At 40.1% G+C, this 11,515-nt stretch carries 8 protein-coding genes; all 8 read right to left on the bottom strand.

What is annotated here, in order from left to right; genetic code table 11:
• Nucleotides 1–553, bottom strand: a 553-nt coding sequence (locus BUB81_RS21715) for a sulfotransferase (RefSeq protein WP_139241668.1), incomplete at its 3' end; no start/stop codon positions are given.
• A complete protein-coding gene (locus BUB81_RS21710; RefSeq protein ID WP_073325462.1) occupies nucleotides 554–1,474 on the bottom strand; it encodes a Hint domain-containing protein in 921 nt (306 codons plus the stop codon).
• A gap of 171 nt (nucleotides 1,475–1,645) precedes the next feature.
• A complete protein-coding gene (locus BUB81_RS21705; RefSeq protein WP_073325461.1) occupies nucleotides 1,646–3,898 on the bottom strand; it encodes a polysaccharide pyruvyl transferase family protein in 2,253 nt (750 codons plus the stop codon).
• A gap of 96 nt (nucleotides 3,899–3,994) precedes the next feature.
• The gene (gmd, locus tag BUB81_RS21700; protein WP_073325463.1) at nucleotides 3,995–5,110 is read right to left on the bottom strand and encodes a GDP-mannose 4,6-dehydratase; all 1,116 of its coding nucleotides are present in this window, start codon (nucleotides 5,108–5,110) and stop codon (nucleotides 3,995–3,997) included.
• 64 nt (nucleotides 5,111–5,174) lie between these two features.
• Nucleotides 5,175–5,840, bottom strand: coding sequence for a hypothetical protein (locus BUB81_RS21695; RefSeq protein ID WP_073325460.1), 666 nt, complete (start codon nucleotides 5,838–5,840; stop codon nucleotides 5,175–5,177).
• A 2-nt stretch (nucleotides 5,841–5,842) separates the two neighbouring features.
• Nucleotides 5,843–6,544 carry a sulfotransferase family protein gene (locus tag BUB81_RS21690; RefSeq protein WP_073325459.1) on the bottom strand — a complete coding sequence of 234 codons (702 nt, stop codon included), beginning with the start codon at nucleotides 6,542–6,544 and terminating at the stop codon, nucleotides 5,843–5,845.
• A 21-nt stretch (nucleotides 6,545–6,565) separates the two neighbouring features.
• Entirely contained in the window at nucleotides 6,566–8,548 is a 1,983-nt protein-coding gene (locus BUB81_RS21685; protein WP_073325458.1) for a glycosyltransferase family 10 domain-containing protein, read from the bottom strand.
• Nucleotides 8,549–8,565: 17 nt separating this feature from the next.
• Nucleotides 8,566–11,412, bottom strand: a complete 2,847-nt coding sequence (locus BUB81_RS21680) for a glycosyltransferase (protein ID WP_073325457.1) — start codon at nucleotides 11,410–11,412, stop codon at nucleotides 8,566–8,568.
• Between the last annotated feature and the right edge of the window lie 103 nt (nucleotides 11,413–11,515).

Raw genomic sequence — 11,515 nt, 5'->3', positions numbered from 1 at the left:
AGAGGTCGTAATCAACAATCAACAGCTTGTCTGCAAAGTCAGAAAAACAACCGTCGCGCAATGCATGCCAGGCAAAACCAACCAGCCCGCTTTGTGCTGCCATTGCCTCAACACGCGAATACACCGTTGCCCGCTGTTGAGTGTTTCCGAATAACTTCGTGTTCTCCAATGGAGACTTGCGAATTTGCCTTTCCATGGAATCCAGTACCCAGGCCATATTGCGAGCCAGGCAAATAACCTTTGCTTCAGGATACAGCGCATTTATCAGAGAAAGCTTCGATGTCCAGCCTCGATTCGTATCGAATATAAAAGACTTATCAACATCGTCGTAGTAACTAGAAAACAACCCTTTGGTAATGGTCATTCGCTTTTGGTTTGTCACCAGAGGCGCCATTTCAGTACCTGCGGATGTTTGAGCAATAACCCCATCCACCAAGCTCATTACCGGGCTGGAGATATCTGCATGGAAGTCCGGATTCTGACGTAGTAATGCAGAAAAAAGGGTCGACCCGGAACGGGGCAACCCTGCAATAAAATGAAACTGCTGCGACATTTAGCTATTAGCCTGTTTTAGTACAACGTCTGTGTCATCTTCATTGAGTAACGCATCCCAATCTAAGGCCGGACGCGCTAAGTTAAACCGTTCAAGCAGTGATTCTGGCAGTTGAGCCACGTCTTTTATACGAGGATAAGCCATTGGCTGAATAATACGGTCGGCACCATATTGCGCTACGTAACTGTCGTAGTTATCAAAGTCTTTACGCTCTGGCGCACCAGATAAGGTTTCTGCTGCGACACCGTTTGCAATTACAAGCTCATGCTCTTCGGTTTCGATATGCCAGTAGGTAAATTCAGACGGCATGTCGGAAAACGGCACTGCCGTTATTGTTTCGCCATTAATGAGTGCACTTGCCACCACCAAGTGTCCATCCAGTAAAAACGCGTGCGCATTCGATACATACAAATTGCTTACTGGCAGCCCGTCACCAAATGCACCAGCTTTGATTTTAACCGGGGCTTTGTGAATAGACGCGCCAATGCCATTACGGATAGTCTCGTACCCCATCCAGCGAACGGTTAATTCACGGCCATCGGCAGATAATACTTTATCGCCCATTTTAATGGATTCAACCGGGCGTTCGCCTTCCGGGGTATTGATTAATGTGCCTTCAAGAAAACAGTAGTTATAAGGATCGGTGGTATTTATTGAAACCGAATCGCCATTGCTATAAGTTGCATTGGTAAACAAATAATCGTAAGTAGGACCGCTAACAACCACTCCGTTTGCCGTGGTACCCAGCAATGTATAACTGCTACTAAACTCTACTACATAAACATTATTTCCAACCGCAGTCTGGCCGTCGTTACCGTCGGCAGAATCGTTTACCGTATAAAAACCACTGCCCGTTAAGTAAACATTATTCGTGCCCTTATCAAGCAAAACCCAATTACTGAATGATTCCGTTGTTGACATAAATTACTATCCTTACATTATTATTTAGGGTGGAATATTTACTGACACATTAAATCCACGCCCTAGATGTATTTCGTTGTTGCCTCTATATTCACATAAACCTGTTATGTAAGAAAAGGTTATTTCGCTCCAAATCGTGTCGCTTTTCAAAACCTATTAGTTTATCAAACGCTATTCTAATCCTAACAAACTACTGAATGGCTGTTCTTGCTCAGCAGAGCCTTCAGGTACTCTATTTTTAAGGCCTTCTCTGTCAAACCCAAGTACATTGAAAGGGCAGAATCTTAACAGTTCGCTTTGCATGTTCTCTATATCGCTCGTTTTTGGCAGTGTAAATTGCGATTCTCTGGGGAATTCTGCATTATCACTCACGCACAATACTGGCTCAATGCCGACCAATTGTAGGCTTTCGAAGTAATCGTGAAATTTGAGAGCAGTTGTTCCACTCTTTTGATTTAGGGTAATTTCAGAAAAATTACACCAAACAGCCGGAATACCGTAAGCATGCGCGACAATAATTCCGTGCAAAGATGATGATAAGATTCGTTCACACCGAGTCATTATATCGATAGTGTTTTCAATACATTCATCGGAACTGTGGTTGCCTAAACAAATTACCGTAACATTTGGATGGCCTTTATAGCGCTCTTTAACAATTTCATATTCCGTATAGTGAGGCACAATACCAAATGTAAAGTTCTTCTCTTCAGACCCAGCATGCAGCAACGGTAACAATATAGCGGGGTCGCCTAACGCAATATTATCCAATAGCCTTACACCATTATTTTCAAGCGCTTGCTTAGTCCTAGGGCCTCTTAGTGCATAGATTTGCTCGCAAACTAGTGAGTCCTCCAATTTGGATTCATCACCAGGATGCATTATTCCTATACCCCATAGGATGGCTTTTTTAGTCGCATGTTTGAGAATTGAGCCGACGATCAAGTAATGCTCTAAGCGATTGTTCCTCTTCACTTCCTGGTTATTAATATGAATAGCATTTGGGGTAACTCCAACAATTTTTGTATAGATATAACTACCTAGAACATCACCAAAGTTTCCTCCGAATACTTCAGCAAACCCCACATAATTAAATACGCGCTTTACATGTGTTCTATCTCTATTTCTATCTAGCTGATCTATATTTTTAGGGTGAATTGTTGAATACATCAAACGCGACTGAGATAAGTCAAAGGCCGGTGGAGGAGCTACTGTATAAGACTTTACGGAATCAGATAGGCAAAGGTCATGAAAGTACACATCAGAAGTATGCTTTATTATGCCCTCAGCGTTAATTGAATCAATGACATGTTCAGCATAGGCTGCATTGCATATAAAACATGAATTACTCATCTGTTTATGCTGAGTAAAGCTAAACTTTCCCTCATAGTTATGAATGTCAGCCGTGTAACCGGGATACCCCAAACGAATAAGTACAGGTTCTGAGCTATGTAGCTTGTTTATTAGCTCATGGTTTTCTTTTATCGCACGAAATGCACTAGATGCATAATAGGTAAACTTCACGTCATCTTCACAAATCATGGCCACTGAATATTGTGCTAGTTTAATTACGTGCAGTACACTCAGAAAAGATAACCAGTTGCCTACTTGCTTTGGTATAAGTACATTATTCGGGCACTGACAAGCATCATTTCCACAACGAAAACATTGTCCAGGCTTTTGAATTAACCCCCGTTTAAACGCAGTTTTCACCTTTTCATCGTTATAATTAGTAGCGGAATAAATACTTAAATCTGTGAGCCCGAAAGCAGACATTTCGGCTGCAATATGATGGTGACGTTCTGCTTCGCCATCAAGAGATATCGCAAACGTATGTTCAATTTCAGATAATGCAGTGTTAGCGTTTCCCTTTCTTTTTATTAAACAAAATATGGTTTGCGTTTTCCAAGTTCGATAATCGATTAAATTGAAACCCGCTTTTTTGAAAATACTGATTAATTCTGATGATGTAAGGTCATTTACCCACCCATGGCTGCGCCTTTCATTAGTGTTTTTATCGAGGGACGCGTAGGAAAACACGAGCGCATTAAAGTGTTGAGTAAGAAACTCTGCTAACCTGGGCAAGTCGTGTATATATTCAAGCACGCCTGAAAAAACAGCAGTTTCATAACCAACTATAGGCTCTATTTTTTCTGCATTTAGGTCTATTACAACGGTTTTCCCGTCGCGGTCTACCAAGTCTGACTTTTGATAATTTGTGCCCGGCGGCAGGTATTGCTGCAAAACACCAGCTCCTGCTCCAAATTCGAAAACCGACGTATTATGAGGTATTAAATTTGCAATGAGTTTTGTTCTGTCGTTCCAAGCAGGCATAAGGGAGCGATTATCAGACCACCTGTCATAATCACTTTGTCTTGACTGAATTAATGCCTCAGTTGTATTACGACGCGCTTCTTTTTCATTCATTTATTTCTACTCAAATACTGGTAGCCAAAAAAAAGCTGAATAAAAAATTCAGCTTTTGCATCATAGATCACTTTAGAGCAATTGTGCTTTATTCCGCTACTCTTTTGCCACTGCTACAGAATAACCGTGCTTCTTAAGTAATGCGTGTTGCTTGGCTTTTTGCAGATCGCCTTCAATCATTTCGGCACACATTTCTTCAACTGTGATTTCTGGTACCCAGCCAAGCTTTTCTTTCGCTTTAGTAGGATCACCAAGCAGGGTTTCTACCTCAGCAGGGCGGAAGTAACGCGGATCCACTTTAACGATTACATCGCCAACGCTCACGCCCGGTGCATTGTTACCTTCAACCGCAGCAACAGTAGCAATTTCATCTACGCCTTCACCGCTGAATTCAACGGTAATACCCGCTTCTTTACAGCTCATGCGAACAAACTCACGAACAGAAATTTGTTTACCAGTAGCGATAACAAAATCTTCTGCATGATCTTGCTGTAGCATCATCCATTGCATACGAACGTAATCTTTAGCATGCCCCCAGTCACGTAACGCATCCATGTTGCCAAGGTACAAACACTTTTCCAGTCCCTGAGCAATATTAGCCACAGCACGAGTGATTTTGCGCGTTACGAAGGTTTCACCTCGGCGTGGAGATTCATGGTTAAACAAAATACCGTTACACGCGTACATACCGTAAGACTCACGGTAGTTAACCGTGATCCAGTACGCATACATTTTCGCTACGGCATAAGGCGAACGAGGATAGAAAGGCGTGGTTTCTTTTTGCGGGATTTCCTGAACTAATCCATACAGTTCAGAAGTAGATGCCTGGTAAAAACGGGTTTTCTTTTCAAGGCCTAAAAAGCGAATCGCTTCAAGCAAACGCAGTGTACCAATGGCATCAACATCCGCCGTGTATTCAGGGGCTTCAAAGGATACTGCAACGTGTGACTGCGCACCTAAGTTATATACTTCGTCCGGCTGCACTTCCTGAAGAATACGGGTTAGGTTAGACGTATCTGTTAAATCACCATAATGCAGATGGAATTTAGGGTTTTCGTTGTGTGGATCTTCATAAATATGATCAACACGTTCAGTATTAAACAACGACGCACGACGCTTAATACCGTGTACTTCATACCCCTTTTCTAATAAAAATTCGGCTAAATAAGAGCCGTCCTGGCCGGTGACACCGGTAATAAGTGCTTTTTTCAATTCTAAAATCTCTTTTAAATAAATTCTGATGGTTTTTGTCAACCTTTATAATAATACAACTCTCTTATTTTGGTATATCCGACTTTGAGTAGCCTAAAACTCGAAAATCTTTATCAAAAAAACTCGCTATTTTTTCAACTACTAAATCATTTCGGAAAAAATCTGCATCATTTACTTTGCGTGTACTAGATACATTCACCTTTTTCCTACTTTCCAAATGTACTCCAACATAATCACCAACCTGCTCTAAAAGGTTATTTTCAACAGGTATCAAATGATCAACCAAAAGATCTTCAGAGCCCTTTTTACAAATAAAATCAGATTGAAAAAGATGATATGAATTAAAACGGGACTCGATATTAAACACGTCATTCTCAAACATTTTAGGCGTATATACTTCATTGTTAAAACGCCTGAAAAAACTAAACAAACTCAATGTTCGGGTGTACGGATTTCTAATTACAGCAAACTTTTTTAACTCATCTAAACTATTTCGGTCAAACTTAAACTTTGAGTATTGGACGCTTTCTGAGCCTTCAAGCGATTCGTATAAATCAGAAAGCCAAATGTGATCTCCATGACGCTCTCCGTCGATGCTCACAGGGGGAAAATAATTATTTTTATCATCAACAATGTCCGGAATTGCTTCCCTAAGGGCCTCCATCAAATACATGCCGGCTGTTTTAGATATCCTAACAAAATAAAAGGACTTTTTGATTGAATATGGCATATCTACACTTGCTCATAATTAAAGTTTACAAAATCTTCCGCAAAAAGCTCATTAGCTTTGGCGTAATCTTCCGTTTTGTAATACTTCTCTACTAAAGAGGTTGCATTAGTTCCTGGAAATTTAACCTGCTGTTGAGTAGGGAATTCTAGGTCACAGCCGATCTCAGAAAGGATATGAGCTGCATCATTTTGTATATTTTCAAACTTACCAACAAAGTCAAAACTAACAGCTTTCGGGTGAACAATATCTGATTGCGGGCACCAATGCTCATTCTTGGCGAACCAGTGCTCGGATGATAGCAACCAATCCAAAAAGTTTGTAAATGTTACTTTATCCCCCGAGGCCGCCTCATTTTTTATCTGGGAGTAAACTTTAAACCAAAAATCATGAGCATACATACTGCCTTTAGATGCATTGAATGGCTCAACTTTATTTCTATAAGCAGATAAGATTCTTGAGTAAGGGTCTCTTACGAAAGTAAATTTTTTAATATTGGGGTCATTCAGTATAACATGTGCATTTTCCTCATTGCTGAGATAAGTTAACCCTGATTTTTCCCTGTCATGAGCTAATCCACTATCTAAATAATCTTCTGCACCATTCATATATCTGAATATACATTTCCAGTTAGTACAAGCTACTTTAGGCACATAAGCAAAAATAAATTTTTGCGCTTCTAAATATATAAAATTCGATAAATCCAAGACTCTTCTCCTATCGGCTAATCAACTAGCAGATAACTTATTAAATGCCTCAAAAATGGAACCTTCTAATTCCCTCTCCATTTTTTCAGCTTCAGGGAAAGGAATAGCACCTTTTTCTTTAAAATGTTCGTAAATACTGTCACCACGCTGAATAACAGCTTCAACACAGGAATCCATGTCGATCTGATTTAGATTAATAAAGCAGTCTTCATTCCAAATACTGCCAATCAACGGGTCTCCCCAATAAAGAGGAACAGATCCGGCCATCAGGGCGTGAACAATCTTTTCTGTATTGTAACCAGGTGCAGATGAATTTTCGCATGCAATAACAAACTTGTATTCTGACAAAGCTTCAATATATTTATCATGTTCACGTGGTAGCTTGATCCCTGTAGTGTTGAACAAGCTGCCATTTGCATCGACTGAAGTCCCAGACTTCAAGGCTTTGAAAAGTTCATTTCTAAAAACACAAGCATCGTTACTGTAGCAAAACTGAATGTTACCATTCTTCTTTTTACTTATATTCTTTTTATACAGCCGATTAACGGTCGAAAAAACATTCACTCCGTGCCTTCTAGCGTAGTTAGGTAGCCACGTGTGTTTATCATTATCCACCACATAGTGAGAAAAAATGTGATCAAAAATGTTAAAATCCAGTTGCCCTTGCCCTTCTAAACCAGCGCCATCGTGCTCAGCAGAATAATAGATTAGCTTACCTTCAATTGACTGTTTTAGCTCTTTGTATCTCGCTGTACGTGATTTATCAGGTGAGTACCAACTTACAATAACAATATCGGCGCTCTCTACATCCTCGCAATAAACCACATTGAAATTACGTTGCAGTAATGTGCCGAAAATTGGGTCGTTTTTCGGGTTATACCCAGGCCAAAAGCATTCGAATGCAACCTTTAAGGTTGGACTCGATTTTACAAAACTAACGCTTTTCCGGTAGTTTATTTCTTGCCTATCAGTAACTAACCCACAAATACTTACGCTAAACCGGTCATTTACACCTGACTCTTCCAACTTTGCATTGGGCAATTTGAGTAAAGCTTCTTTATCTTCAATTTCATTACTCGCTACTACTGACAGACTAACTTGTGTGCACTCTTGGGAATAAACTACCTGCGGAAATGGGCAATACCGAATTATTGGTTTTGGATATTTACTCGAACCAGGGATATAAAACGTGGATTTACCGAGTTTCATTCGTATCACTGCCGCAGCATTTTCACTAGCGATAAACTTAAGTCCAAGCAGTTGAGCTGCATTATCGAAGTTGATTGTTAGCTCTTCGCCTTTGCCCACAATACAAACTGGCTGAGTGGTTAAGGACGATTCGAAGTACCCAGCGTGCCCAGTTGTTTTAAGTTCAGGTAAGTTACCCAAATCAACGTAATTTTTCTGAAGCCTATACTTTATAAAACTGCTTTCAAGCGTCGGTTCTCTTTTAACATCAACCATGGACGCATAGAGCTGATGACAAATTGCTTTAGAGCACTTTTCAGAATGATGCAACGGGTCACTTTCTTCGAAAAAGTCTGGTGAGCGACTGTATAAAATATCAATTTCTTTAACTTTGAACCCAGCAGATAGCAAAGAAGACTTACGAGCTATCTTGACGTCAGTATATACTTTTGCAAACTCGACTGCTTTGGGACAAATATTAAACAATATGATTTGCGGTAGTTTATTTGAATTGCTTTTGAATAGCTCAGCTAAATTACTGAAAGAGTTTTTGATATAAGCTAAGTCTAATACGCCTGACTCAGTCATCAATACATCATTTATCATTGAATCAATAATAATATATTGAACATCTGACAACATTAAAGCGTAAGCCAGTTTCTTATCGGCAGACAAAAAATAAGCAGAGGGCACATCACCAACTCTCACGTCACATACAATTTTAATATTACTGCTGTTGGAGAGTTCTTTATAATATGAGCCTGCTTTTATGGAGTTTGAAGTCCCTAAAAGAACTACATTTGTTTTTTTTCCCATTAGATAACGACCTGCTTCTATGAGTTTTTAACCAGCACTTGGAGTATATTAGCCAGTTCGCTTTTAAATGATGAGATTGAAAACTCTTCGTTTTTTACGTCATGGTGCTTTACGACCAGGTCCCTTTGGCTAGGTTCATCAACAATACCCTTAATAAGTTTTTCTGCTTGTTCTAAGTTATCATAAAACAGTGGGTAATCCGTCCCGAGGTAACTCTCAAACCCCGGGTGCCTGTTAATAACCAGGCACGCACCAGCTGAAATACACTCGCTAATGAGGTTGCTTCCAGCGGGTTGGATATAATGATTAAACACAATTTGATTTGTCAGAATATCCTGATACTCATCATTATCCGCCGTGTACATATCGGCAACATATTGCTCAATATTGCCGAGATCGTTTTCCGCCAATTCTTTATTCACTACCTCAGTCAAAAAGTACTCTTTACCCAAATTACCGGGTATGAGGAGGACTTTGTTTTCCTTGGGGATATTAAGTTTTGCGAATGCAGAGAATGATCGTAGATGCCAACCGATATGATAAACCTTTCCAGACAGTTGTTGCTCTCGATTCGCACTGCTAATAGGAATATTAGGATGAAAAGTTGTTATAACTGGAATATTAGGATATCCCAGTTTTTTCAGTTCATTTTTCAGGTAAGTTGCGTTCTCTTGACTAAGCACAATTAAACCATAACAACATATCAGGCTTTGAATAAAACGCGGCTCTTTTAAGAGGGCGTCGAGGTTCTGTGCCTCCAGGTCATATGAGCTACTGTTATGCGGAGTAGTGTGTACAAATGCTATCCACGGCTTGTCATAAATAAACGATCTATTCGGATCGCCCTGCTTCCAGAAAAATGTTCTCTCTATGAATAAGTCCAGATATATACCCGCGGAATTATGCTTAAGCAAATCATGAGCATTATCCCGAACCCAATTCCATCCTAAAAGATGATGGTCACCATAGGAGCCCTCGTTAAGGCTAAGGTCAAACTGATTACATACAGCGAGCATTTTATAGTCTTCATCACCGTATCTTTTCGCCAGTTCTAACAAAATGTTGTAATTTGAATCCTGACGCATATGTGCTTGCGTTTCAGATAAGAAAAATAATGCAGAATAGCTATTTTGTTTAAACTTATACCCCTGGAAGGAGCTTTCCATCCATAGCGCTAAATCTGTGTAGGCACCGTACCTGTCTTCATCAAAATACCCCACTGTGTCATGAATAGCTCTGCGCCACATCGCAGATGCATTTGGAATACAATAACTCTTAACAAGTCCATCGCCCGTAGTTTGCAGCATATTTGTGTGGTCATAATATCCGCCAGGCAAGTTAGCGTATTGGATATTACCATCTGCAAAGCTGTACTTCACCGAACAATTAAACCACTGTTCGTACTGCGCTCCATCGGTCCGCGATTGAAGAAAATCACTATACGAATTGATATTTTCATCCCTGAAGGGAACAGTAATTGGGCTTGAGATATCACAGACTTTACCCTTCAAGCTTCTTAAACAAGCATCGAGCCAACCTCTACCACGCAGATCATCTACGTTTAAGTTGGCTATATATTCCGATTTAATTTGTTTAATTGCGATATTCCAGCAAGCATATAATCCGGGATCTTTGAAAACAGGCAAATAAAATACAGACTTGTATATCTTAGAAAGCCCTTTCAACCTCTGGGATATCTCTTCCGGATGGCTACCAATAACATCCATGAGGATAACTGTTGGTGTTGAGTTAGCACTCATAATATCGGCCAGGTCATTTTCGAACCGTCCGATATAGTATGTTGCTCTGAATATACTGGAAAATAAAGTGACTTCTGTCGAAGCAGAATACGTTATGCACTCAGACTCAAATAACTCAAATGCACTGGCTGGCACTGAACTCTCGTAAGAAACGCTGAATTCGCCTTTAGAAATCGCCGCATCCATTAATTCCCAGTTAATCTGGTTATCACTGTGTTCATGTTCTTCAGCCGCACTGCCGTTATCAATGAAAACCGTATCAGCCTGGCGTTGAATTGAAGAGTGGACATAACGTCCTGAAGCCTTCAGGGAGCGAATGATAAAATCAATATCATCCATGCCCATGCCTATAAAGTTTTCATTATAGCCGTTAACGGTCTCGAATAATTTTCGACTTGAACCAATGCGACCACAGCTTCCATCCCAGGTGAGCTGCTCTGCGTGATATTGATTGTCTTCATATAACGAGTAACGTTCCCAGTCTTTATGCCTCATCGGCGCGGCACCGGTTGTTTGATGAACAATTGTATTCTCGTCTAAAAGTTCCTGAAATGTAGCTACGTCTTCGGGCGTTATGTAATTGTCCGCGTCCAAAGAAATAACATACTGGCCGGTTGATAAACGAGCCGCAGCATTCTTTGCTGGCGCCATATGGAATTTTTCCCATGGCGCTTTCTTAATAAAATACTTTAATTTCCCGCTGAGTATGTCAAAAGCAAAATTTTCATTAATGAATTGCTGTATTTCAGCACTGTCGTCACCGCCAAAGTCAACAACAACTAACTCCGCCCCCTCGATATCTCTGAGAGTTTTAAGATTTTCAGGCAATGTTTCCTTTAGCTGCCAGAATCGATTGAAGACCGAAGTGACAAATGAATAGGTTATTTCATTCAGTTGCTGAGCCTTAATGGCTTCCGTACCTGTACCGCCACTTTCAATGAGCTTAGTGACATTGTTCAAAAATGCATGGCGCCCGAAACTCTCCTGACCAATATCAGCTTTACATTCAGCCAATATCTCCCTACATGACAAAAAATCCCGCTTTGAAAACGCTGTTCTTAAGCGCTGCATAGCATCCCAAAACTTAATTTTTTTATTATCCATAACAACTCTTTTAAATTATTAATCTCAATTTCTTTAAACTATGCGCGTAAAAACCATTAGTTTTTATTTTGTTCTCGCTTACATACTATAATCAGCAGTTATT

The sequence above is a fragment of the Marisediminitalea aggregata genome, assembly GCF_900129565.1.
GTDB classification, from domain to species: domain Bacteria; phylum Pseudomonadota; class Gammaproteobacteria; order Enterobacterales; family Alteromonadaceae; genus Alteromonas; species Alteromonas aggregata.
Note: the sequence above shows the minus strand (reverse complement) of the source record. Positions and strands in the feature narration are given on the sequence as shown.